This is a genomic window from Mucilaginibacter limnophilus (genome assembly GCF_004005815.1).
In the GTDB taxonomy this organism is placed as follows: Bacteria; Bacteroidota; Bacteroidia; order Sphingobacteriales; family Sphingobacteriaceae; genus Mucilaginibacter; species Mucilaginibacter limnophilus.
The window spans coordinates 782,722-809,445 of the sequence record NZ_SACK01000002.1 but is presented as its reverse complement, the minus strand read 5'-3'; the positions used below and the strand labels follow the sequence as shown (position 1 = coordinate 809,445).

The 26,724-nt window shown below is 43.6% G+C and carries 18 protein-coding genes; 3 read left to right on the top strand and 15 right to left on the bottom strand.

Going from position 1 to position 26,724, the window contains the following annotated elements; genetic code table 11:
- Positions 1-8: 8 nt before the first annotated feature.
- The gene (locus tag EOD41_RS08105; RefSeq protein ID WP_127704274.1) at positions 9-389 is read right to left on the bottom strand and encodes a four helix bundle protein; all 381 of its coding nucleotides are present in this window, start codon (positions 387-389) and stop codon (positions 9-11) included.
- Positions 390-429: 40 nt separating this feature from the next.
- Positions 430-1,953, bottom strand: a complete 1,524-nt coding sequence (locus tag EOD41_RS08100) for a MiaB/RimO family radical SAM methylthiotransferase (protein WP_127704273.1) — start codon at positions 1,951-1,953, stop codon at positions 430-432.
- Positions 1,954-2,074: 121 nt separating this feature from the next.
- Between EOD41_RS08100 and EOD41_RS08095 the strand changes: the two genes are divergently transcribed.
- From EOD41_RS08095 to EOD41_RS08085, 3 genes are read left to right on the top strand one after another with little or no spacing between them, the layout of a single operon-like run.
- Positions 2,075-4,054, top strand: a complete 1,980-nt coding sequence (locus tag EOD41_RS08095; RefSeq protein ID WP_127704272.1) for a hypothetical protein — start codon at positions 2,075-2,077, stop codon at positions 4,052-4,054.
- Entirely contained in the window at positions 4,055-5,803 is a 1,749-nt protein-coding gene (locus tag EOD41_RS08090) for a hypothetical protein (protein WP_127704271.1), read from the top strand. It begins immediately after the preceding gene.
- Positions 5,804-5,852: 49 nt separating this feature from the next.
- Positions 5,853-6,317: a hypothetical protein gene (locus EOD41_RS08085; protein WP_127704270.1), complete on the top strand. Its 465-nt coding sequence runs from the start codon at positions 5,853-5,855 to the stop codon at positions 6,315-6,317.
- A gap of 407 nt (positions 6,318-6,724) precedes the next feature.
- On the opposite strand, the gene sov is transcribed toward EOD41_RS08085, so the two are convergent.
- From sov to EOD41_RS08020, 13 genes are all read right to left on the bottom strand, one after another.
- Entirely contained in the window at positions 6,725-13,732 is a 7,008-nt protein-coding gene (gene sov / locus EOD41_RS08080; protein ID WP_240663262.1) for a T9SS outer membrane translocon Sov/SprA, read from the bottom strand.
- Between the two features lie 161 nt (positions 13,733-13,893).
- The gene (gene ruvA / locus EOD41_RS08075; RefSeq protein ID WP_127704269.1) at positions 13,894-14,478 is read right to left on the bottom strand and encodes a Holliday junction branch migration protein RuvA; all 585 of its coding nucleotides are present in this window, start codon (positions 14,476-14,478) and stop codon (positions 13,894-13,896) included.
- A complete protein-coding gene (locus EOD41_RS08070) occupies positions 14,479-16,782 on the bottom strand; it encodes an NADP-dependent malic enzyme (RefSeq protein WP_127704268.1) in 2,304 nt (767 codons plus the stop codon).
- Between the two features lie 98 nt (positions 16,783-16,880).
- Positions 16,881-18,260 (bottom strand): lytic transglycosylase domain-containing protein, encoded by a 1,380-nt coding sequence (locus tag EOD41_RS08065; protein WP_127704267.1) that lies wholly within the window; start codon positions 18,258-18,260, stop codon positions 16,881-16,883.
- 64 nt (positions 18,261-18,324) lie between these two features.
- Positions 18,325-19,746: an Asp-tRNA(Asn)/Glu-tRNA(Gln) amidotransferase subunit GatA gene (gatA, locus tag EOD41_RS08060; protein ID WP_127704266.1), complete on the bottom strand. Its 1,422-nt coding sequence runs from the start codon at positions 19,744-19,746 to the stop codon at positions 18,325-18,327.
- 97 nt (positions 19,747-19,843) lie between these two features.
- Positions 19,844-20,032: a Sec-independent protein translocase subunit TatA/TatB gene (locus EOD41_RS08055; protein ID WP_127704265.1), complete on the bottom strand. Its 189-nt coding sequence runs from the start codon at positions 20,030-20,032 to the stop codon at positions 19,844-19,846.
- A gap of 29 nt (positions 20,033-20,061) precedes the next feature.
- Positions 20,062-20,511 carry a Sec-independent protein translocase subunit TatA/TatB gene (locus tag EOD41_RS08050; protein WP_127704264.1) on the bottom strand — a complete coding sequence of 150 codons (450 nt, stop codon included), beginning with the start codon at positions 20,509-20,511 and terminating at the stop codon, positions 20,062-20,064.
- A gap of 54 nt (positions 20,512-20,565) precedes the next feature.
- The gene (locus tag EOD41_RS08045) at positions 20,566-21,876 is read right to left on the bottom strand and encodes a murein hydrolase activator EnvC family protein (RefSeq protein ID WP_127704263.1); all 1,311 of its coding nucleotides are present in this window, start codon (positions 21,874-21,876) and stop codon (positions 20,566-20,568) included.
- Between the two features lie 17 nt (positions 21,877-21,893).
- Complete coding sequence (locus EOD41_RS08040; protein ID WP_127704262.1) at positions 21,894-22,685, bottom strand: DUF4292 domain-containing protein; 792 nt, start codon at positions 22,683-22,685, stop codon at positions 21,894-21,896.
- On the bottom strand, positions 22,663-24,396 hold the full coding sequence (locus EOD41_RS08035; protein ID WP_127704261.1) for a tetratricopeptide repeat protein: 1,734 nt from the start codon (positions 24,394-24,396) through the stop codon (positions 22,663-22,665). The genes EOD41_RS08040 and EOD41_RS08035 overlap by 23 nt, the downstream gene beginning before the upstream one ends.
- Before the next feature lie 3 nt (positions 24,397-24,399).
- Positions 24,400-24,834, bottom strand: coding sequence for a dUTP diphosphatase (gene dut / locus EOD41_RS08030; RefSeq protein WP_127704260.1), 435 nt, complete (start codon positions 24,832-24,834; stop codon positions 24,400-24,402).
- A complete protein-coding gene (locus EOD41_RS08025; protein WP_127704259.1) occupies positions 24,831-26,333 on the bottom strand; it encodes a lipopolysaccharide biosynthesis protein in 1,503 nt (500 codons plus the stop codon). The genes dut and EOD41_RS08025 overlap by 4 nt, the downstream gene beginning before the upstream one ends.
- 32 nt (positions 26,334-26,365) lie before the next feature.
- The gene (locus EOD41_RS08020; protein ID WP_127704258.1) at positions 26,366-26,650 is read right to left on the bottom strand and encodes an acylphosphatase; all 285 of its coding nucleotides are present in this window, start codon (positions 26,648-26,650) and stop codon (positions 26,366-26,368) included.
- Between the last annotated feature and the right edge of the window lie 74 nt (positions 26,651-26,724).

Here is a 26,724-nt window from a genome sequence, read left to right as displayed (position 1 = left end):
GATAAAATCTATTCAGAATCCGGATTATCGTTACTTAAAATATATTCTCTAAATGAGAATATCATTTTTTGTACCTCTTTCAATAGTTCAATACATTCATTTAATTTTTGAACCGAACCATATTTTCTTCTCTGGCATATCAACAATTGTGTTTCTAATTCGAAAGAAGAAGTAAGAGATGTTGTTAAAAATTCACTAAAGTGAACATTCGTCCTTTTGCCTGAACCTTCTGCGATGTTTGAAGGTACAGAGCATGCGCTTTTATTTGTTTGACTTATTAAATTATAGCGTTCATCAATTGGCAAATCATCAGTATATAAATAAACCAGATCGACAAGGTCCATTGCCTTTTGCCATATTTTCAAATTTTTGAAATTGTGCCTTGGCATGCTTGTCTTAATTCCTGATTCTTAATTCTTGATTCTTTCTTCAAATTATTTTACCCAGCAACGTCGCCGTAGTGGTTCTTTCAACAAGCACGTAAGCGTACTGGCCGGGCTTGTAATCGGGATGAACCGGAAACACTACCATGGCGTTTTGATCGTTACGTCCGCAGTAATCCTGGTCTGATTTTTTTGAGAAACCCTCTATCAGCACCTTTTGCACCTTGCCCAACTGCTGTTGCAGGCGGATGTATGAGTGCTGCTGCTGTTTGGCCACTATCTCTTTTAGCCTGCGACTTTTTACCGGCTCGGGTATATCGTCGGCATAGCGTTTAGCAGCCAATGTACCCGGACGCTCCGAATACATAAACATGTAAGCGTAATCGTACTGAACAAAGTCCATCATGCTTAAAGTATCGGCATGTTCTTCTTCGGTTTCAGTACAAAAACCTGTGATAATATCTGTTGATATTCCACAACCCGGGATTATCCGACGAATAGCTTCTACCCTTTCCATATACCACTCACGGTCGTAAGTTCGGTTCATCAGTTCTAATACACGGCTATTGCCAGATTGTACCGGCAGGTGAATGTAGTTACAGATATTCTCGTATTTAGCCATGGTGTACAGTACATCGTCCGTAATGTCTTTAGGATGAGATGTTGAAAAACGCACACGCAGGTCAGGACTGATCAGCGCTACCATTTCAAGCAGGTTGGCAAAAGTCACTACTTCTGGTTCTCCACTTTTAACATGTTCAGGCAGATTGATTTCACCTAACAAATATTTCTCCTGCAGCTCTTCGTTGCTTATATCAAGATTAGCATCTTTTATCTTTTGCCTTTTGGCCTCGGCATTCCATTTGTATGAGTCGACGTTTTGGCCAAGCAGCGTTACTTCGCGGTAGCCTGAGTTAAATAAAGCTTCGCACTCGGCAACTATTGATTTTGGTTCGCGGCTACGCTCACGGCCACGGGTGAACGGCACCACGCAAAACGAACACATGTTATCGCAGCCACGCATAATGGATACAAAGGCGTTTATGCCATTGCTGTTCAGCCTTACCGGACTAATATCTGCATAAGTTTCCTCACGCGACAGCAGTACGTTTACGGCTTTCTGGCCGCCGTCAACCTGGTCTATCAGGTTTGGCAGGTCACGATATGCATCAGGGCCCACAACAACGTCAACCAGTTTTTCTTCCTCTAAAAACTTTGATTTCAGGCGTTCGGCCATGCAACCCAGCACACCCACCACCATGCCCGGGTTTTTCACCTTGGCAATTGTAAATTCTTTCAGTCGGTTGCGCACACGCTGTTCAGCATTTTCACGTATCGAACAGGTGTTGATGAACACCACATCCGCTTCGTTATAATCATTGGTAGTTTTAAATCCCTGTTCCGATAATATTGAGGCAACTATCTCACTGTCAGAAAAATTCATGGCGCAGCCATAACTTTCAATGTACAGTTTGCGGCCGTTATTTTTACCGTCAACCGGTTCAAGCACCAATGCCTCACCCTGCCTGCTCTCGTCGTGTGTTTTGTCCGGAATAACCAAATCGATCATGCTGAAATTTTTTGTGCCTGCAAAAATACATAATCTTTTAGATTTTGGGTGACAGTTTGTCAGCCAATTAACAAAATCGCTTTTTTATTGTTATAAACTAAAGAGTAATGCATTACCATACATGACAGATACCTCTACTCCCAAAAGAAGAATAAAAAAATGGCCATTCCTAGTGTTGGCTGTTTTGTTAGCTATTGGTGCTACGGGGTATTACTTGTATAATAAGTACCTTGCCGGTAACAAGTGGAAGCCATTGCTACAGGCCAAGCTTAAAGAGCTTGTATTGAATTCTACCGATAGCCTGTATCGCATAGAATATTCCGACTTCAACATCGACCTTAATTCGGGCAATGCCAGCTTAGAAGATTTTAAATTGATACCCGATACCAATGTGTATAACAAGCTTGTCGCCTTAAAAAAAGCACCCGATAACCTGTTTACCCTCAGTGTTAAAAAACTTCAGCTTAAAAACTTCAAGGCTAAAAAAGCATACGATGAAAAAGTGCTGAACATGGACGGTATTTTCATTGATAAGCCCGATTTAATGATAGTGAATAAGCGCCTTGCTTTTAACGATACGGTAAAGGTGGGTAAATCAAAAACGCCTTACCAGGTTATAAGTAAAGTATTTAAACAACTGCATATTGATTCGGTAGGCCTAAAGGATGTCAGCCTTACTTATATTAACAAGAATGGACCGGTAGCTAAGAGGTCGGCGTTGAAAAACCTCGATATTAATGTGTCGGATATTTTTATTGATTCGCTTTCTGCGCAGGATACCAGCAGATTTTACTACACCCGGGGCGTTAATGTAACGGTGAGAGATTATAAGATAAATACGCCCGACAATTTGTATGAAGCGAAAGTAGACAAGATATTTTTTTCCACCTCCGGACGCAACATTTCATTGGATAAGGTGTCGTTTCTACCAAGATACAATAAACGGCAGTTTTACATAAAGCGGGGTACGCCGGGTGATATCTTCAGTTTGAAGTTTAAAAAGATCAGTATTGATGATATAGACCTGCAGCGTTTTCTGCGCGACCAGAAACTGTATGCCGGCATACTTAACCTGGTAAATGCCGATGTGGAGATATACAATAACAATGCATACAAAGGCAAAAAACGGAGTAAAATTGGTAAAGATCCGCACCAGGCGCTGCAAAAGGTTGCATTAGAAATGAGATTGAAGCGTTTGAATTTAAAGAACGCCAATATTGAATATAAGGAAGCCGACGCTAAAACCGGGTTCACAGGTGTAATCCAGTTCAAAAAAACAAACGGTTATATCTTAAACATGACTAATGATGCGCCTGCCAAAAAGCTTAACAAGTACATGACGGCGCATATCAACACCCGGTTTATGAATGCCGGTAACCTTACGGTTAATTTTAAGTTCGATTTGACATCGCCTACCGGGGCGTTTAATTATAATGGCACATTAGGCAGGTTTAATGGACGCGTGCTTGATAAACTGGTAAAACCGCTGGTGCTGGTGCATGTTGAATCGGCCGACGTGCAAAAATTGCATTTTAACGTTAACGCGAGTAATTATTATGGCAAAGGGCAGCTTCAGTTTTATTATAATAATTTGAAGGTTGACTTGCTTAAAAAAGAGGAAGGCAAGCGTCAATTACAAAAACAGGGCTTTATTTCAAAAATCGCTAACACGCTGATTATTGAAGATGATAACCCGGATAAAGATGGTAAGTTCAGACCGGGACCAATCAACGTTGCCCGCGACCCGAAAACGGGTTTCTTCAGCTTTTTATATAAGGCTTTGTTAGACGGTTTAAAGCCAAGCGTGGGCTTTGATGCAAAAACTGAAAAGCGTGTAAATAATACAGTGTCCACTATAAGCAACCTTGTTGATAAATTTAATACATTTAAAGAAAATCGCAAAAAGCGTCGCGAAGAAAAAAAGAAAGAGAAGGCGTTGAAAGAAGCGCAGGAGGCTAAAGAAAAAGCAACCGAAGAAGCAAAGGAGAAGGCCGAGAAAGAGGCTAAAGAAAAAGCCAAAGCAGAAAAAAAAGCTCAGGAAGAAAAAGAGGAAGCAGCAAAAAAAGCCGCCGAAGAACAGCTAAAACAGGAAGGAAACTAAATGGCATTTACATTATTTAAGCAAAAGTGGCAAAGGGTTACTTTTTATGTAGTGCTTGGTTTTGTGGTAGTAATTATGTTGTTGTCGCTGGCGCTTAATGTTTATTTTTCGCCAATGCTTGAAAGTAAACTGAAAAGCAGCATTGCCGAAAGCAGCGACAGTTTGTATAAAATTGAGTTCAGCAAGGCAAGTCTGAATCTTCTGCAGGGAAAAGTGGTGATTGATGACGCCACTTTGAAAGTCGACAAAGCAGTATATAACAAAAAGAAAAAGGCAGGTACCGCGCCGAATAATTTATATGATATACGTGTAAACCAGATACGCATAACCGGCGCTAATCCGCTTAAGTATTTTTTTAGCAGGAAAGCCGCTATCAGTAAAATAGTGCTCAACGAACCGTCTATCGACATGAGCTATGAGGCTAATAACACTGAAGACAAACCTAAAGGCGATAAGCGTACCATATGGCAGCGTATGTCGAAAACTTTAAAATCGGCACGTGTTGGTGAGATATGGCTGAATAACCTGAAGTTCAGGCATACTGATTATTCGCACAAAAAACCTTTACGTACCGAAGTACGTGAACTCAATTTAAAAGCTACCGATTTGTTTATTGCCTCGACAACACAAGCCGATACTTCGCGTTTTTTTTATTGCAGCGACATAGTTACTGAAGTAAATAACTACAACGGTAAAACGCCAAATGGGTTGTATTTCTATAAGGTAAAATCCATAAAGCTATCAACTAAAAGCAAACAACTCACGCTTATTGGCGCCACCCTTAAGCCATTTAACCGCCTGCTGTTTTTCAATAAAACCCGTTCAGAACGTTTTGATCTCTCATTTGATACCATCAGGCTTAACAATTTCAATTTTATAAGTTATTACAGGTACCGCACGTTTACCGCCTCGTCGCTCTCGGCAAGCCATGGCGTTGCAGATATTTTTGGGGCACCCAACAAAATCCCTAACTACCAGAAAGATGCCGCGGCTTCGTTTCCGCACATGGCTTTACGCAAGCTTGATTTTGGTTTGAGAATAGACACCATCAACCTGAAAAAAGTGCACATTATTTATAGCGAGTTCAATAAAAAGTCGCAAAAAAATGGTTCAATAACCTTTAGCAATACCAGCGGTCAGATATTCAATGTCACCAATAACAAGAAGGCGTTAAAAAAGAATAACATTTCTACTATCAAGCTTACTACCTACTTTATGGATCGCGGCCGGCTTGATGTAACTTTCAAGCTTAATCTTACAGCAGATAACGCCGCATTTAGTTATAAGGGTACACTCGGGCCAATGCCCCTATCAGCTTTGAATAAGGCTATTGGGCCTATCAGTATGGTAAAGGTAGCTTCAGGCAGTGTGACACGGTTTGATTTTGATGTAGATGCCACGCGCTATGCAGCTAAAGGTAAAATGACATTTTTATACAAAGACCTGAAGATTAACATCCTTAAACGTGACGAAGAAAGCGGCAAGCTTAAGAAAAAAGGGCTGACTTCTCTGTTAGCCAACTATCTGGTTATTGAGCGCAATAACCCGGACGAGCCCGGCAAGCAACCGCGCAGCGCCAATATCACTTTTGTGCGACCGTTAAATTACCCGTTCTTTAAAATAGCCTGGAAAACACTGTTTGCAGGAGTTAAAGAATGTGCCGGCGTAAGCGAAATGGATGAGAAACGTGCGAACGCTAAAATGAGCGAAGGCGATTTAGAAAAGCAGCGGGGAGAGAAGGATGATTGATTAGTAAGTCTACGAGAAAATCTTTATATTAGTGTAGTTAAACTTGTCTATGACAATTACCGTTTTTGGTTCTCGCACTAAATCATTATTTGTAATAGTAAATTACAGCTTAGGCTTATCTTTCATTTTATTTATAGCAACGATAATTACTTACTCTTTTGCAAATTCAAACCTTCTCATCTTTCTAATGTTTGGCTTTCTGCTTTGTGTTATTACGGCATCAATTTGTACTTTCTTATCATCAATAACAAAAGAGACAGCTACTATAGAACTTAATGAAATAGATGTACTGATATTAAATACTAATAATAAATCTGGTGATAAACTCTCCAGAAGAGGTAGCTATATTATTTCAGACAATCGTGAGTTTGAAATTTCTCGGAACGATGCCGAATTACTACGCGAATTGATTACTAACATTGACTATAAAAAACCCACATCTTTTATATACGAGCACCCGGCTGACGCGTTTAAAGGCCTTTTAAATGCATTACTAAATATCGGCCCTTTCTAATTTAGCCCTTATTTCCGCATATCCTTTTTTGAATATTCGCGCCGGTATTGCTTGACATCCTTCCCACCGTCCCAAACATTTGCCACAGCTTCTATTTTCACAGGGGGGGGTCTTTTTTTAGTTCGATAAGTTTCTTGCTCACCCGCCTAAAGGCTTTATTCTAGCGGCGTTTATCCGCTTTTCAGAAGTAGCCGTGGTGTAACCAAAAAAAGGGGTCTTTTTGTGTGAGCGCGACATGAAAAAATCAATTATATTGTGACAAATAAAGTGTCATTTCGACGAAGAATGAGGAAAAATCTTCCACGACATTTAAGCTCTAAAATGCAAATCTTAGAAGATTTCTCCCTACGGTCGAAATGACAACAATGATCTCAAACTTTATAATTCTAACTAACCACTCACTAACCCTACTGCAACAACAGCTTCAAATTCACACCAAAATTGGTAAACGAGGTATTAAAACTTTGTGATGTATAAGGTTTGGTGATGTTTGAATCGTAAAAAATGTTTAAGTTAAAACGCTGATTGATTACGTAATCGATAGCCGGGCGCAGGGTGATATTCTTAGCGCCTGAAGACACCTCGGCCGATTGCACATCGGCGCGGTATATCAGGGTTTTGTTATCGCGAAGAGCTACGTCAAGCTTAAAGTTCACATCGTTATTGCTTTTCATGTTAGGGAACAGCCCGAACGGAAATTTGAATTTATTGGTGCGGTAACCGAAGCCCAATACAACAATGTTCTCGCTTTGTTGCGCCAGCTGACTGTTAAGCAAACTCAAGCTAAGCGTACGACTTTTGCGGTACTCAAAGTTTGCCGTCATGCTGTTTTTAAAGCGGGCATCCATTCCTACAAGCGGTACAAACTGCTCAAATATGGTTACTTGGGAGAATTGGTAGAACGGCAGGAAGTCGCCCTCGGCATCGCGGGTAGCTTGCCCTGTACGGCTTTGCAGCAGCGTAGTATAACCGTTTACGTTGTATGACGAGCGGTACCCATGCCGTACGTCGAACGAATCAAACAGGTCAGCCAGGAAAGCGATACGGCTTAAGCCGCTGTAATTGATCTGCCAGTTTGGTATCGGTATTTTGGGGAACTGGCTCAGGCTATAGGTAGCCGCATCTTTACCGGTATAGGCTGCAAGGAACGAGGTCACCAGCACATCCTGTGAGTTTGGCCCGTAACCATCGGCAAAACCGTCGGCACCGGCATTAGGGCTTGAAGCGGGATTACCGGCCGCCAAACGCTGAGATACTATCTGCCGGTTAGCCAAAAACTCCTGGAAAACAGTTGAGATATTATCTATGCCGCGTTCACCTTTAAACGCTGTAGCCAGCGACAGGAACGACACGCTGTAGTTACCAGTAGTAACAGGGCTTTGTTCGTCGAACCCGTTTGTTGAAGAGTTATACTTATAGTTGGTTTGAAAGTTTCTGTCCTGCGCGCGGAAAGCGATCAGTTCGATACGGAAATCTTTAAATGGTTCAATAGTTCCCTTCAGGCGGATATCCTCATTAAAAGTTTTTACATACAGCTGGTTTTGCAGTGAATCAGCCGACAGCCAGCCATTGGCAACAGCCTTCATACGTATATCGGCCTGGCTGCCCAGCACAAAGCCTAAGCCCGGCGCACCGTAGCTGAAATCCTGACCGAAGATATTAGTCTCCGGCAAATAGCCCGGCAGGAAGGTTCCTTCAGTACGGGTATAAGTACCGCTTAAATTTTTAATACTGGTTAACAGGCCTATCCAAAACTTGCCGCCGCCGGTGTTATTCGGGTTGTTCGCGCGGCGTATAAACGGAAATTTATTATACAGCGTGGTAAAGGTAAGCGTTGGGTTTACCTGAATGGTGCGTGAGTTTTGTATGGTGTTACCTACGTTCAGGTCGGCATTGCGTAACGAAAATTCCGGTTCGGTTTGCCAGTTAAAGTGCGTACTGTAACGCACTATGGCAGCCGTCCAGTTTAACCCCGGTATCTTGTTTATTGGTGTTGTCCAGTTAAAGTTAAGCGTATGGCTATAGTTGGTATTGCGGCCCAGGTTAGTAATATTTTGCCACAGTATATTCGGTTTTAACCCGTTCACACGGTTGGCAGGCTCATCAATCACCGAAAGGTTGGTAGCGTCTATATCCATTGTTAATGACTTTGATAGGTTCCACCCTATGCCGTACACCCGGGTAATGTTAAAGTTCTTGTTATATGTTGTCGGCACCAAAGTATTTGGTATAGGCACCGTGGTTGTCAGGTTAGGGTCGTTATAACTCCTTAAGGTATTTTCCGAATAGAACCTGTCGAAATTCACGCTAAAGTTCAACCTCGATGGCAATATGCTAAAGTTAAACTCGCGAAGCAGCGCCAATGTATTGCTTTTGATGATCTTTTGTAGCGGCGTAATATATCTCGGCTGATTGCTGTAGTTATAAGCGAGTCCGAGTCTATAAGTCTTTTGCAGATCCAACTGCGTAACATAGTCACGGTGCTGGTATTCGTTATAAGCAAAGCTTGCGCTTAGGTTCTCCACATCCCATATATGGCTTTCAGCATTAGGGTCAGTTTTAGCCTTGTGCACATTGGTTAAATTAAAGCTTTTGCGGATGGTATAATTCTCAGCATAGTTGCGTATCGAATCACGCTTACGGGCATCCTGCTCGGCATTAAGTACATCTTTCAGCTCGATATCACCGGTAGCAGGGTCATACTGCGGCGTACCTTTTTGAGTTGATACGTTGACATACGCCGGAATATGGATACCAGTTTTCTCTGGGAAAAACTTGCCTAATTCCATATTTGCGGCAACATCCAAAGTTTGGTTATCGCTACGGCTGCGTTCGCTTACTTTTGAATCGAGCGAGCCAAACCCTACAGTACTTTTTGTACCGGCAACGGTGATGTCGGCAAAATCGGCCAGCTTGGCATTAAACCTTGCCGCTGCCGCCCAACCACCACGTTGGTCAAAATCGGTAAGGCGAAGCTCATCGTACCAAACGGTCGCGGTTTTCTCAAGGCCGTCATCATTGGCGCCGGTTTTTAGTGGATTACGCACACCAAGCATAATAGTTCGCAGGCGGCTTAAATCAGGCTGGCCTTTTATCAATACTCTTTTGCCATTTTCCACATACTCAAACACTGTATTATAATCAACTTTTGCTTGATTACGGGCAAGCTTAGCACGGGTTAGTAACGCCAGTTCCAGGTCAATCCTGTTCTCTAACGGCCAAATAGCATCGGGGTCTCGGGTGCCGGGTTGAGTTATTTTCAGCGGCACCTCATATTCATAGTAATTATCCTGGTAGTCAACTCCAAGCCTGATGAATGCCCGGATATCGTTATCTCTTAATTGCGTACCCTCGGCATGTACAAAAGCCTGTATTTTTTTGTACGACCGCAGATCGTTATAAAACGTCTTGAATGCAGCCTGTGAGTAACCATCACGCAGGTTGTCAACAAACAATGATAACGACTGCTCATTCAGCTGCGTATTGGTTTTTAAGTTATTATAATTACGCTGGCGCTGAATACCCGGCGGCACCACATAAGGTATTGGCGTACGATTGCCGTTCTCTTCAATATTTACTGCTTGTACGTCAATAAGATTAGGATCAAGCACCGGCGTTGGAATGGCAGGGTCGGCAATAATGTTGAGCGGATTTCTTTCACGGTTAAAGGCACGCCATTCGCTGCGCACCAATTGCAAAGTTGCAAAACGCAGTATCGATGTATCGGCGAAGCCCGTCATGAACATCCGCATAAAACGGATAGCTTTAAAATCGCTTATTCCGCTGGTGTTTGATTCGTATTCATTAATTGGCACCCTGAACTGGTACCAGGTAACAGCCTGTGTGCTGCCGTCAACCAATTTTACCTGCGAAGTAACTTTATCGGTAATAAAATTCTGGCCAACCATCATATCCTGCGGGCGGATAGACACCCTATACTGGAAGTACTCGTCCGTCTGGCTCATGTTATTATCCCGGTTGATATCCTCGCCATCAGGCAGCGGCGTTGATGCTGATGTGTTTACGCCCAGTTCATTTTGAGATTGCTCAGTGGTTTTTGAGTTACCTTCGGTACCGTTAAACTTTACATAACGGTCGAGTATCGAGGCCCCCCTTGCGTCAAGGTCAGGGCTTTGATAGTATTGAAAATCGTCTGACGATGGGTCGGCAGAAAGGCTGGCGGCTGCCTGTGGCTGCAGTCCGGCGGTTTGCTGCAGCACAGGTGCGAATTTGGTACGCTCATCATCATTATTTAATCCGTCTAAACCTACGTCCTGGCGGGTACGCGCTACCGGATCGTTATCAAATGCATTGATAACCGGTTGCAGGCGGGTTACTCTTCCCCAAACGGTTTCGTCAACCTTGGTAAAGTCACCATCAACAGGCAGGCCATTTTCTAAGCTTTTACGCCCATCTTTCAGAATATCTTCAGAAATGTTACCAAGGTTAAAATACAGGTCGCCGCCGGTATCTTCAGGCTTATAGATAAACGGATCAAGCATCCAGAATTCTATATAACCTACGTTGAGCGATTCAAAATCATTAGTTTCCAGCTTGCGGAAAATACCGCCCCAACGCGACTGAGGATTTTGCAGCGTACCATCGGTGTTAAGCCCGGTAGTAGTATAATTGTACTGTCCGCGCTGATTGGGGTAGAAAGCCAGGTTTAAAGTAGGCAGCAGCAGAGGCTGACCGGTTACCGACTGGCGGTAAGGAAACACTTCAGTTTCCAAAACCTGCCTTACATAGTGATTTGAGAGCTCGGCCCGTGAAATATTAAACGTTCCGGAACTGTTGTAAAATATAGGGTCGATATTAAAGAAAGCCAGCCGCGCACGGTTATATCCGTAACGCAAATCATTGATAAATTCTGACTCAGGGAATAGCCTTGGCGTACCTGATATTTGCCAGCTTATATAGCTTTTTACATCAATAACCGACTTGCTGTTCTCAAAGTCATCCAGGTAGGAAGTACCGTTTTCTGAGCCGGCGAAGGTAAGTACACCGGGGGTACCTGGTACCAGTTGCGCAAATTCGCCGGTAAAGTTTATAGTTGATTGTTCTTTGGTATCAATAAAAGGTATCTTATCTACCAAACGTGTTAAAAACCTCGACTCCGAAGTATAAGTACCATCAAAACCCCAGATGGTGTTTGATATCGATTCGTCGCCAACGGCTTCATTTTGTGATAACGGCTGTTCGGTAAGGTGCATCAACGTAGCACCCAATGCCAGTTTTTTACTGGCCACATAATCTAAGCGGGTACCAAAGAGTGTTTTTTGTTGTACGCCGAAAAGTTCGCTGTTTTCAAGCTTAATATTGATGGGCTGCCCGGATGACAGCAACGCCTGGTTAATGATACGAATACGCCCGGCCGAATAATCAACGGTATAATCAGTACCTTCGGTAAGTACCAGTGTACCGGCCGTTACCACTACTGACCCTTGCGGAATATTAACCGCGTTCAATAAAAACTCCGAGCCACCCTGCGACGAATATGTTCCCTTTATAACATAACGGTTAAGGTTGGGGTAATTTTGCTGAGCAATGGTTTTTTGCACCGTGTACAGCGAATCGAACACATAGCGGTTTATCAGTTCGGCCGGTTCACCGGCAAGCTGTGCACGCAGGTCGGCACCAAATGGTTCAACCTGCGGAAACATAATGCGCCCCTGTTGCGAGTCAATGGTAATGCCTTCCAGAAAGTCGAAATAACCATCGGGTTGTTCATCATTCTGTTGATTCAGCCTGTCAACTCCGTTTATATTCAGCCATAACCTGTCTTTAAGTTTCTGGCCTTCATCCATTACATATTCTTCAACGCTGCTTTTGTCATCCAAACGGGCAATACGTAGCCTGAAATCTGAAGGGTTGATCTGGAACGCACCTAACGAGTAGATGTTTTTCATCATCAGGTCCCAGCTTGGCAGCGATGGCCTGAGCAGCTCATTTTTTAGCAACTTTACAAACAGTACTTTAGGGTTGTTAGGATCAACCGAGATATCACTCGAGAACTCACCCACCTGGTATGTTTGGCCGTTATAGGTATACTGGAAAGCTACAGCCAGCACCTCATCATTGTTAAGCGGATAGTTCAGCGAAATATAACCCAGTTGTGAATGCAGCGTGTACTCACGGTCGGTTAGCTTACGCGCATAGGTCAGTTTTGCAAAATTGTCGGTATTGTTCTGAAAGAACGTAATAACATCATTTGAGTTGGTTTGCCTTGCACCTGCAGGTAATTGCGAAAGCAAGTTGTTTGACTGCTGCGGAAAGCCCGGACCTGAAAACCCTGCCGGCAATGCTGAACCACCGCCCGCAATCTGTGCATTGTACGGATCATTCTCACCTAAGTCGAGCAAGGCCACAATATCACGCGAATCGGTAGTATTATTAGTCCGGTTGGTTGTCCAAACCTCAATTTTGGTAATGTTGATACCTGAACTGATGATAGGTATATTCCTGAGCGCACGGTTATAATTATTACGGAAATATTGCGCCAGGAAGAAGTGTTTGTTGGCCTCATAATCAGCAGCCGTTACCCTGAACTCACCTTGCTGCTGGCCATTAGTGATTGTAATGGTTTTTGACTCAGACCGCTGTTGCGAGAATACGCTGGTAACATCGAGCCTGCCAAAACGCAGTTTTGTTTTTACCCCGAACAATGCCTGGCTACCGGTAATCAATGAGGTGTTCAGCGGCATGCTTACCATACCGGCCTCTATTTTCTGGATGATGTCGTCTTCCTTGCCGGTGTAATCAAGCTTCAGTTGGTTATCAAACTGAAACTGAGCGTCTGTATTGTAATTGGTGGCAATCTTTATCCTGTCGCCGATATTACCGGTAACATTTAACTGGATACGCTGGTCGAAATTGAAGTTAAATTGTGTGCGCTGGCGGGCATTGAAAAGCGGGTTCGAGTTTTTGTTTATTTGACCCGCAAATATCATCTCAGCCGATCCCTGCGGCTTTATGCTGATATCATTCCCGCCAAATATGCGTTCAAAAGTTCGACTACGTACTTTTATACGTGGCACAAAGCCTTCCTGCTGCGATTCGTAAGCATACGCGTCAGAAGCTCTTTTGAAATTTTCACGTTGATTTTCGCGCTGGGTAAGGCGCAGGTATTCCGAGAATGTCAAATACTGCGGCGGCCTCAACAGGTAATTACCCGACCGCTCAACCAGCATATACTGATTGGTTATCGGGTCATATTCTATACTGCGTTCGGTATTAAAAGGATTCGGGGTAAAGTAGCCTTCGCGGTTTCGCGCCTGGTTAGTTCGCGGTGCTTTTAATGGCACGGCAACCTTTGCCGAATCACCATCCTGCTGGGCAAAAGCAGTGGCTACACTGCCCAAAAGGCAGGCAATTAAAGCACCAAAAAATATCCTGACGGTAAAACTTCTTGCCAAAGTAAAAAACTTAAAAAGTTTAGAATAATACTTTAATAATGGTTTTAACCGCGTAAGCAGCTTTGGAATTTTAATAAAATTGTGTTCATGCCCATCCCCTCAAATGCAGACAGAAAAGCCTTACAGGCTTTGCCGGTCCAGGTTTTTGTTTTCTGTTGTAATTATAAACTTTTTAATGCAAATTTAATAAGCTGTTCAACTGATAATTCACCGTTTGCCTTGTTCATTTCATTCTCTAACACCTTCTCAGCAGCATTTCTGGCAAAACCAAGCATTACCAGTGCTGATAGCGCTTCATCTTTTACTGTTTGTGAAGCAGTAGGTTTAACAGGGGATAATAAACCTTCTTTTCGCAATTTGTCCTGCAGTTCAAGTATGATACGCTGCGCCGATTTTGGGCCGATGCCTTTTATGCGTTGAATTAACGGAACATTGCCGTTTATAATTGCAGTTTGTATCTCATCAGGCGTTACCGACGACAGTACCATACGGGCTGTGGCTGCGCCGATGCCCGATACCGAAAGCAAATGCAAAAATAAACGGCGCTCATTTTCATCAGCAAAGCCGTAAAGCGTGTGTGCATCTTCCTTTACGTGTAGCCAGGTGTATAACGTTACAGCCTCCTGGTCGCCCAAAAGCGAAAAAGTATTTAACGAAATGTTTACATGATAGCCTATGCCTCCGGCTTCTATAACTACATAGGCCGGGTTTTTGAAAACTAATTTACCTTTTATATAGGCGTACATCTACTTGCGTTTGCTTGTGGGTTTAGCGTTTTGAACTTTTGATTTTTCCTGAGCGTCAACTACCGCGATCGTGATCATATTTACTATTTCACGTACCGAACTGCCCAGTTGCAATACATGCACAGGCTTTTTTAATCCGAGTAATATCGGACCAACCGCCTCGGCGCCGCCAAGTTCCTGCAATAGTTTATAAGCTATGTTGCCCGATTCAAGGTTTGGAAAGATCAGCGTATTGGCCGGCTTACCGTTAAGTGTCGAGAACGGAAAATTATCTTTCAGCAGATCGGCATTAAGCGCGAAGTTAGCCTGCATATCGCCGTCAACCACCATGTTCGGATATTTTTCATGCAATACCTTTACCGTCTGTCGGGTTTTTTCAGGCACTTCACCCTCATTCGAACCAAAGTTCGAGTAAGACAGGATAGCCACCCGTGGATCGACACTGAATTGTTTCACGGTACGCTCAATCAGCACGGTTATATCAACCAGTTCTTCAACCGACGGATCAACGTTCACTGTAGTATCTCCGAAAAATACAGGGCCTTTAGGCGTAATCATCAGGTACATGCCTGCCACACGGTTCACGCCTTCTTCAATACCGATTATCTGCAATGCAGGTTTAACAGTAGTAACATAGTTTTTGGTCAAACCCGAAATCAGCGCGTCAGCCTCACCAAACTCAACCATGCAGGCGCCGTAATAGTTACGGTCGGCCATCATTTTACGTGCCTCCAGCAAGGTTATCCCCCTGCGCTGGCGTTTTTTGTATAGAAACTGCGCATAATCCTCAAACTTTTCGGTGCCTTCTTTCGGGTCGATGATCTGCACATCATCCAGATCCAGATCATTTTCCCTCATGATGGCTTTAATACGCTGAACGTTGCCAAGCAGTATCGGCGTAGCAATACCCTCGTCTTTCACTATCTGTGCCGCACGTAGTATCTTATAGGTATCGGCCTCGGCAAAAACAACGCGTTTAGGATCTTGCTTGGCTTTGCTGGTCAAATTGCGCAGCAGCTTGTCATTTCCGCCTAAACGGTTGCGAAGCTCTTCACCATACGCGTTCCAGTCGGTAATGGTTTTCCTCGCTACACCTGATTCTATGGCAGCCTTCGCAACCGCAGATGAAACTTCTGAAATAAGGCGCAGGTCCATCGGTTTAGGTATGATGTAATCACGGCCAAACTTCAGGTTGGTAATATTATAAGCCAGGTTCACTTCTTCAGGAACGGGCTTTTTGGCTAAAGCCGCGATGGCGTTCACCGCAGCGATCTTCATTTCTTCGTTAATGGCCGTCGCCCTGACATCCAGCGCCCCACGGAAAATATACGGGAAGCCCAATACGTTATTTACCTGGTTAGGATAATCAGAACGGCCGGTAGCCATGATGATATCCTTACGAGCGGCGGTAGCCGTATCATAATCAATTTCAGGCACGGGGTTAGCCATGGCAAATACGATAGGGTTCTTCGCCATACTTTTCAGCATATCAGCAGTAACCACATTGCCTGCCGATAAACCGATGAAGACATCAGCGCCCTTCATGGCATCAGCAAGGCTACTTATATCTTTACGCTGAGTAGCAAATTCAAGGCGGATATCATCAAGGTCGGTACGCTCAGGCGTGAGCAAACCGTTAATATCAAACATTACCAGATTCTCTTTTTGCACACCAAGCGACAGGTACATTTTTGAGCAGGATATAGCCGCGGCACCCGCGCCATTCACTACCATTTTTATTTTATCAAGCTTTTTACCCTGTATCTCGCAGGCGTTAATCAGCGCAGCTCCGGATATAATGGCCGTTCCGTGTTGGTCATCGTGCATTACCGGGATATTCATCTCGGCTTTCAAACGCGTTTCTATCTCAAAACAGGTAGGTGCCGAAATATCTTCGAGGTTAACGCCGCCAAATGTTGGCTCAAGCGCTTTTACAATAGTTACAAATTCATCAACATTTTTGGCGTTCAACTCCAGGTCGAACACGTCGATATCAGCATAAATCTTGAACAGCAGGCCTTTGCCTTCCATCACAGGCTTACTGGCTTCAGGGCCGATATTGCCCAGGCCTAAAACGGCGGTACCGTTGCTGATAACTGCTACAAGGTTACCCTTTGCGGTGTATTTATAAACATCTTCGGTATTGTCAGCTATACGCAGGCAAGGTTCAGCTACGCCTGGCGAATAAGCCATAGTAAGGTCACGCTGAGAATTAGTTGGCTTTGTTGGGACTACCTGTATTTTACCGGGCCGTCCCTGGGCATGGTAATTTAAAGCATCCTGCTTACGATTGGGTTTGTTCATCTTCTCAAATTCAGGTCAGAGCGCTAAAATTACAAATGTATTTGCACCATGTGCAAATATTTAATGCTTTTATTAAGCGTGTGAAATGAACTAAGGGATTAAACGCCGCTTATTTTCAGCAGCATACCCGGCTGCAGGCTTGCTCTTTTAAGGCCGTTTATCGCTTTGATTTTTTCAACAGAAGCGCCTTCAAACTTGGCCGCAATTTCGCTAAGGGTATCTCCGCGTTTTACCTTGTAGGTAACGTATTCTTTGATCTTTTTGCTTTTAACAGCGGGTTCGTCAGGAGCGGTTAAGCGTAAAACCTTGCCTATAACTGCTTTGTTGCTTTTCAGATTGTTCCAAACTTTTAGGTCCTGCACTTCAACGCCATAAGTATCGGCAATATCGCCAAGCGTTTCACCGCGACGAATTTTGTGACGGGTTGGCTTAGGCTCGGGCTTGGTATCAACATATGATGCATATTGAACACGCGGCTCGGCAACTGAGGGTGCTGCTTTAAAACCTTGTCCATTCAGCGCTTCATACAAAGCACTATAGTTTTCTTTCGCCGTTTGCGGGATAATCAGTCTGCGCGGTGCTTTATCTGACCCGTTAACAATTAAACGTTTATAAGAAGGATTCAATAATGCCAGTTCGCTTATGCTTACATCAAGCACACCTGCAATACTTTGCAGTGGTACGGATTTATTAACCAATACGGTATCAGTCAGAACAGAGAAAGTACATGCCTGCGGCGTAATGTTATGGTGCTTATAATAGTTCATTACATAGGTCATGGCAATGTATGCAGGCACATAGTTACGTGTCTCGGCAGGAAGATATGGCCTTATCGACCAAAAATCATTAGCTCCGGCCTTTTCAATTGCACGTGTAACGGCTCCTTTGCCACAGTTGTATGAAGCTATGGCCAGCAGCCAGTCGCCAAACTCCTGGTACGCGTCACGAATGTAAGCAGCGGCAGCATAGCTCGATTGGATAGGATCTCGGCGTTCATCTACATAATTATCCACCGCTAAACCGTACAGCCTCCCGGTAGCATACATAAACTGCCACGGACCGGTTGCTCCTACCCTTGATACAGCAAGCGGGTTAAGTTCTGATTCTACAATAGATAAGTATTTAATTTCTTCAGGCACACCCGCGTCGCGGAAAGCCTTTTCATATATCGGGAAGTAGTATTTTGATTTACCAAGAATGGCTGCTATACCGTCGCGACGGCGACTGTACACATCGATATAACTTTGAACGTATTCGTTGTAATCAAGCTGTACATCCTTTTGTATCGAATCTAATCGGCGTTTGAATATGCTGTTCTCATAGCTTGACGGAGCAATTTCCTGAGCTGCCAACGGCACAATAACGGTGTCGGCAGATAGACTACGTGTATTAAAATTAACGGGTTGTTGAGCTGCTGCGTTGAATTTCGCAGTGATTAATATCAGAAAGCAGATAAAAAACGTAAATAATCTCTTCATTCTTTAGGGATATCTATACGATTAGTTAACGCAAATTGTTTGCATTTACCAAAGTATTAATTTTTTATAGCTTAACGAAATATTCCGAAAAATTTAACAATTCGGTTTCCGCAAAACGTTTAGCCAGTAATTGTAACCCTAACGGCAAACCTTTGCTGTTATTGCCCGCCGGTAAAGAAATTGCCGGCACACCGGCCAGCGATGCCTGCACCGTAAAAATATCCGCCAGGTATGAGCGTACCGGATCTGTTTCACCCTTTCCTATCTCAAAAGCAGGCTCGGGTGCTGTAGGCGTCAGCAAAAAGTCGTACTGGTTTAAAATCTCGTTTGTTTTTTGCTGGATCAACCGGCGTACTTTTTGTGCTTTCGCATAGTAAGCATCGTAATAACCTGAACTCAGCACAAACGTACCAAGCATAATGCGGCGCTTCACCTCTTTGCCAAAACCTTCAGAACGGGACTTTTTGTAGGTAGACGTTAGGTCGGTTGCTGCGGGACTACGGTAGCCGTAATGCACACCATCATACCTTGCCAGGTTTGACGAGGCTTCGGCCATAGCCAAAATATAGTATGCAGGTACCAGATAGTCGAGCAGTTCAAATGAAACCGGCTCAACCGTGTGCCCGTCGGCGCGTAATTTATCAATGTAAGTAATCAGATTTGCTTTTACCTCAGGATCGACTCCCGAGCTTGAAACCGCTTCCTGGATATAAGCTATGCGTTTTTTTGATGTATCGGCGTGTACCGGATGTGCTTCCACGGGCTTGCGTGATAAGGTACTGTCATATTCATCAGTACCGGCCATCACACTATACAAAAGCGCTGCATCTTCAACCGAATTTGTAAGCGGGCCCACCTGATCAAATGACGACGCGTAAGCGATAATGCCATGCCTCGAAATACGGCCGTATGTAGGCTTAAATCCAATCACGCCGCAAAAAGCCCCCGGCTGACGTACTGAGCCGCCTGTATCAGTACCAATCGCCGCATGGCACATACCCGCCTGTACCGCCACTGCCGAACCACCCGATGATCCGCCTGATACCCTTGATGTATCAGCATAATTTTTTACCGGGCCAAATGCCGAATTTTCGTTAGACGCGCCCATGGCAAATTCATCGCAGTTGGCACGACCGATAATAATGGCGTCTTCAGCCAGCAGGCGGTCAACTATGGTTGATGAATAGATGGAAGTAAAACCGTCGAGTATTTTTGAAGAAGCCGAAACTTTATGGCCTTTGTAACAGATGTTGTCTTTTATGGCGATAACCATACCGGCCAGTTTACCGGCAGTACCGTTTTTTAATTTGCTGTCAACTTGTTTTGCCTGACTGATGGCTTCATCAGCGAATACCTCGTTCAACGCGTTCAAGTGCTTGCAAGCCTTTATTTGTTCAAGATACCCGGCAACAAGTTGCTCAACAGTCACAGCTCCGCTATTTAACTTACTTTTTATTTCAGTTAACGAGGAATAAAATTTAGCCATGCGGCTAAAATAAAAAACTTATCCGTTTGAAAATAATATAAAATCAACAGATAAGTTTTTAAATACAATGCCCGAGGTATGGGCAGCAGCTAATTTATTAAGAGTTAGCCTCAGTTTTTTTCTCAGTATGTACGGTTGTTACATCGTCAGAGGGGCTGTTGCTGGCGTCTTTAAATTCTTTTACACCCTTGCCTAAGCCTTTCATTAGTTCAGGAATTTTTTTACCCCCGAATAAAAGTAACACTACACACACGATGGCAATTATTTCGCCTGTTCCTAATCCCATGATCTTAGTTTTTATTATAAATTAATGTATTATCCTTTATACTCAACAGTGTTGGCAGGTTTTGTAAAATCAATCTTTTTACGCTCCTGGGGCTCACTTTCCTGCTGTGGCATTTCAACCTCTGCAACCGGCGCTTCAACTTCTGCACTCGTATCTACGATATTATTGTGATCAGGGTTTTCGGCATCACTTACAATAACCGGCTCTTCAACCTTTTCGGTAGAATAGTGGTCGGTAGTCTCTTCAATAAGCGTTGGCGTTTTCTTTTTACGCTCGGTTACTTCGTCGAAACTGTTGATCTGCTTGTTAATTTCGCGCTTTACGTCTTCAGAAGCATCTTTGAAATCACGTATCCCCCTACCCAATGTGCGTGCAATGCCCGGAAGTTTTTCGCCCCCAAACAGCAGCAACGCTACAAAAAATATCAGCATCAGCTCCCCGGTACCAATATTCAAAAACAAATAAACTGAATGCAGCATGATATTTAATTAACGTACAAATATATACATTTACTATTTGTCAATGATTTTTTATTAATCAGGCGCAAGCCATAATTTCGGATTTACCGGATTTTGGCCTTTGTACAAATCGAAATGCACCTCGGTTTCTCCTGTAGAAGCATCAGCGCCAACACTTCCAATAACCTGCTTGGTACTTACCTTTTGTCCTTTTGATACACTAACCGAACGAAGGTTTGAATAAGCGGTAAAGTACTCTCCATGCCTGATGATAACCAGGTAGGTACCGCTTACGTTAGCTACATTACTTACTTCGCCGTTAAATATGGCACGAACGGCAGCTCCGTCATTGGTGCGTATATCAATACCGGTATTTTCGGTTTTAATGCCATCAATATAATAAATGCCAAATCCCTGGGTTATATTACCGTTAGCTACCGGCCATGGCAAACTGCCGCGGTTTCCTAAAAAGTCGCTTGACAGTTTTGCGGCTTCAGGTGTAGCGTTCAGCACCTCGCTATTGCTTGATGATTTGGTAATGGTTTTTGTTGGTTTTGGAGCTGTGGCAGTAGCAGGTGTACCCGCGGCAGCGGCTTTTTCAGCAGCAATCCGGGCTCGTTCTGCAGCGGCGCGCGCTTCGGCCTCGGCCTTGCGGCGTGCCTCTTCAATTTCACGCTTAATTGCTGAAGCTATCTGCCGTGTTATCTTGGTGATCTGCGTACGTTTTACGCTTTGTTGTTTCTTTATATAACCCTGCTCTTTGGTAAGTTTAGATACAATTTTTGCCTGGTTATCCTTTTCACGGCCTAAGTTTTCTTTCTCTTTACGCTGATCGGCAAGCAGGGTGCTTTTTTCTTTTTTGGTACGATCAAGCACGTTTATCTTGACGTTAAGATCCTTTTGCGTGCCCTGAATATACTCGGCTTGTCGCTGGCGATATGAAGCAAACTGCTGCAGGTATTTAAGTCTTTTATACGCCTGATTAAAATCTTTCGCAGCGAAAATAAACATCAGTTTGTTGTAGGCGCTTTTGTTATGATAAGCAAAAAGAACCATGCCGGCATAATCCTTACGCAACTGGTCAAGTTGATCCTGCAGGCTGTGTACGGTGCGTGTGTTTTCTGATATCTGGCTGTCGAGATTACGTACCTCAGCGTTGATAGTATTGATTTTATCTTCCCGCAGATTTATTTGGGCTTTTAAGATATTAAGCTGTTTTATTGAGACCTTTTTGCTGTTCGCCGTTTTCTGATATTCACGGTTAAGTTCTTCCAACTCATCGTTCAGCTTATCGCGGCGACGTTTAAGTTCGGCGCTGCTTTGCGCGAAACTTTGCACCGCTGTAAGTATCCCGATAACAATTAAAAACAGTTTAAATAATCTCATCAATCAAAAATATCCTTTTAATCGGCTGCAGGCGTATATGAATCCGGTATGCTGAAAGGAAAATCAAGCTGCCTGTCAAACTCCACTTTACTGTAACGCAAATTAACCTGTATTTTTTGGTTTTTCACAACAGAAGCGATATCAATTTGCGATGGCACCACCCGGTTATCGGCCTGTATAAATACGTTATTTGTTACCTGTAACGATTGCTGCATAGCCTGATTAGCCAAACTGGTTTGCGTTACGCGCAGGTCGGGACCTAAAATTAACTTATACAACAGTCCGTCTAATTTGCCTGAAATATTGGTGTTTGGCGCTGCTACCTCAAAAGTCGTACTGTCATTCAATAGCTTGGGTATAGCATTACCAACCAGCAGCGACTGCAACGTGGCATAATCAATTTGACGGCCGGTAAATTTATGCACAAAGCTGAAAGGTTTTTTGGTGTATAAGCCTTGTAACTTGTTTATTACTAAAATACTATCGGGAGTTATCAACGCACGTGCAACTTCAACACCCAAAATAGCGGTGATTGATACCCATATCTTTTTGTCACGCTGTACCCTCAGGTTCATGGTTACATCGTTGTCATCTTTACCTATGGCAAGCTGCGTTTTGGCTTTTGCCGAAAAGGTATTGAATGTTATTTGTTTTGACCGTATGGTTGCCAGCCGGGCCGCCACATCATTGCTTGTATTTACCTTCGTAGTGTTACGGTTTACCACTACCTGCTTTTTTGACTTACACGCTGCCAGCGTAAGCAGCATGCACATGGCGATAAGCAGTTTATTCAACGTATTTCTTCTCATTTATCTTTCTGTCTAAAATTGGCGAGCCGCCCCCATTTGCTTTCGCTTTTTTCCAGTTTTGCACGGCCGCCTCAGTGTTGCCTAAATAAAACATTATATCGCCATAATGTTCTGACTGTACGGCACTATTATTTTTATCGTGCAATAAGGCCTTTTCCATCCACTCTTTTGCCTCGGCGTATTTTTTCTGTTTAAACAGAATCCAAGCATACGTATCTTCAAACGAAGCTGTGTTGGGCTGCAACTCGTTCGACCGCTTTGACATCTCCGCCGCTTTTTCCAGTTGCTCACCTCTTAACGATAAATAGTAAGCATAATTGTTTAGCGTGAAGGCATTATCAGGATTATAATCAAGCGCCTTTTCATACGCCTCGTCAGACGATTTAATATCGTTCAGTGAATGATAGCTATCGCCGAGTGATGAATAGGCATAGGCAAAGAGGTTCTTGTCGTCCGCATTAAGACCAATCGCTGTTTTAAGATAGCTAACCGCTTTTTTATGATCCTTCTTCATAGCCCAGGCTGCGCCTACCAGATAATTCATCCATGCCTGGTTAGGGAAATAGCTAAGCGCTTCCTCGCCATCGGTTATGGCTTCATCTGTGCTTTCTTCCGAAAGTTCAAGGCGTACCAGTTGCTCAAATGCCGCATAATTATCTTTCGCCAACGAAATGGCTTTTTTAAAAAGGGGTTTTGCCTCATTATAGCGTTCGTTCTGCATCAGCATATCGCCGTAAAGCGCCTGCGCCTTGGCATCACCGGGATGCGTGTTGGCCAATATACCGCTTAGTTCAAGCGCACTGGCCTTGGCGTCAGCGTCAGGAAACTTGGGCAAATAGCCAAGCACTATCCGTATCTTTTGGTTTACATCAATCTCAGCGCTCGAAAAGGCCATAACCAGTTGGTTAAAGCTGCTTTTAAAGTCTTTTTTATCACGGTAAATATCAGCCAGCGCAAGGTGAAGCAATCCGTTATCAGGGTTTAGCCTGCCGGCTTTTTCCAGCACTTCAAGCGCCTTATCGGCAAACCCGTTCGAATTATATAATTCAGCTTGAAGCAAATAATAGCGCAGTTCACCGGGGTTCGACGCGATCATGACGTCAAGATCGGCAGTGGCTTTTTCAAATTTGTTTTGTTTGAGGTAGATCTTCTGACGATTGGCGATAATATCATCAGTCAAACCGGTTAGTTCCTCAACGCGGTCATACAACTTTAATGCCTCATCATATCGCTTTTGCAAAAAATAAGCGCTTGCCTTGTCGAAATAATAATCGGGTTTTTCCGGATTCAGGCGTATAAGTTCGTCATAAACATTCTCCAGTTTGTCTATATCATTGGTTTTTTGATAACTATCGGCCAGTGCTACCCAATACCATTCATTATCAGGGTTTACTGTAACGGCTTTTTGCAGCAATTCCTGGGCTTCGTTTTCTTTATCTGCCGATTTTTTGAGCGCAGCAAGTTCAAATAGCGCGGCATCGTTTTCAGGATTTATCTGCAGTACACGGTTAAAAAGTTCGCCCGCAAGGGTAAAGTTCTCTATGGTTTTTTCGCGCAGGGCGGAAAAGAACAGCTGTTTGGCCATAATGCTGTCCATGGCGGTCATGGGTTTGCCCACCACCATTACCACACCGCTTTTTGCCTTTTTTTTATCCTGGGCAAAAGTAATGGCGGGCAAAGCCAGCATTAATATAAACAGCCTGAATTTCATGTATTAACCTATCCCTGTATGTCCATAACCGCCCGTACCTCGCGATGTTTCATTTAATTCGTAGGCTTCAAGCCATTCCACCCGCTCATGCCGTGCCACTATCATCTGGGCTATCCTTTCGCCTGTATTTATAACGAAATTTTCGGCAGATAAATTTACCAGCAGCACTTTTATTTCACCGCGATAATCGGCATCAATAGTACCCGGCGAATTTACGATGCTGATACCGTGCTTATATGCTAGGCCGCTACGCGGGCGTATCTGTGCTTCATATCCTTCGGGCAGCTCAATAAACAACCCAGTTGGGACAAGCGTACGCTCCAAAGGTTTAAGCGTAATGGGCGCTTCAACTTCAGCGCGAAGGTCCATACCGGCGGCGTGCAGCGTTTCGTAAGCAGGCAGCGCGTTGCCCGACTTGTTTATAACTTTAACGATCATCTTTTAAATATGCTCAATAATTCTTTACGCTCAAAGTAGAGCGTCGTAAGCCCGTAGGCAATCAGCAAAGCGTTGCCTACGAAAATATTCCGCTTAAATACTACGAATGACAAGTATACTATTACCACAGAAGATAATATGTAAGCAAGATTTTTTTTGACATTATACGGAATCGGGTAGTGTTTTTGTCCCCATAGATATGAAAGCACCATCATGCTGGTATAAGCTATCAGCGATATCCACGCCGAACCTACATAGCTGTACTTTGGTATAAATATAATGTTGAGTACAATGGTTATTATAGCACCGATGCCCGAAATGTAAAGCCCATAGCGGGTTTGGTCAGACAGTTTATACCATACCGACAGGTTCATGTAAATACCCAGACTTACATAACCGAACAGCAAAATGGGTACTATTTTTAACCCCGACCAGTACAGCTCTCGTTGCACCGGGTTTGAGGCACGTATAAAATATTTAAGTATCTCAATATTGGCTACCAGCCCGACAAAGATTATGCAAACCACTATAACAAAGTAGTTCATGATACGGGCGTAAGTTTGCCCGGCATTTTTATTTTGCGCATGGCTGAAAAAAAAGGGTTCGGCACCCAAACGGAAGGCTTGTACAAAAATGCTAAGGAACAGCGCTATTTTGGCGCAAGCCCCGTAAATGCCCACATCCTGGTCGTTTATACCGGGCGGCAACAGCTTATCAAGCATTATCTTGTCTATATTCTCGTTGATAATGTATGAAATATTAGCAATGAGCACCGGGAAGCTATACATCAGCATTTCTTTAAAAATGCCTGTATCAAATTTAAAACGGAGTTTAAAAACCTCGGGCAGCAGCATTATAAAGGTAAGTATGCTGGCCAGCAGGTTTGACAGGAACACATACCCTACCCAGTGCAGCCGGTACCATTGCTGCATCCATTCGGCACCCAATAAATTGTGTTTTATAACGTATGGTACACCAAACAGCAGGAACAAGTTCAGCAACACCACAAACAGCACGTTAAAAAATTTCACCATGGCGTAGCGCATCGGGCGGCCTTCGGCACGCAATCGCGCAAATGGTATTACGCACAGCGCGTCGATAACCAGTATGTAGATGAAACATCGCACATAAAACACATAATCGTCAAGCGTATTGGTGTAGCCCGATTTTAGCCAGGCAGCAATTGGGTGCGCGAATAGTGCTGAGAAGGTGAGGAACACCGTACACAAAGCTATTACAGCCAAAAAGGTATTATTATACACCTTATCCTTATCATCGGCGTTTTTGTTGAGGTACCTGAAATAGGTGGTTTCCATACCAAACGACAGCAGCGCGTTCAGGATAGATGCCCAGCTGTACATTTTGGTAAAAATACCGTATACCTTTACCGATAGTATACCGGCCAGTATTGGCGTAAGTATAAAATACAGCGTACGCGAAACAATAGTGCTTAGTCCGTAAACAGCCGTTTGTCCGGCAAATTTTTTAGCAGTTGACAATGTGAGTTATTACAAGAATACACTTTGAACCTTTACAGTAGGTTCCTTTTTATCACCTCAAAATTACGATAGTTTTTCAATTCGCCCTCATGTGTTTCAACAGCGGTTACTTCAGCTTTTTCCGGCCCCTCATTACACCACTCCAAAAACATATCCATATCGGCAGGTTCAGCCTCGGCTTCTATGTAAACACTGCCATCTTTTTGATTGTGAACAATACCTTTTATCCCCAGCTGATCGGCCACAGCCTTGGTTGATGCCCTGAAAAAAACGCCCTGCACATTGCCTTTTACCGTTATACTAAGATGTTTTTTCATGGGGAATTAGTGAATGGTTTATTATGTTGATTGAGTGAATAGTTGTTTGTATGCAAAGTTATAAACCCACTTAG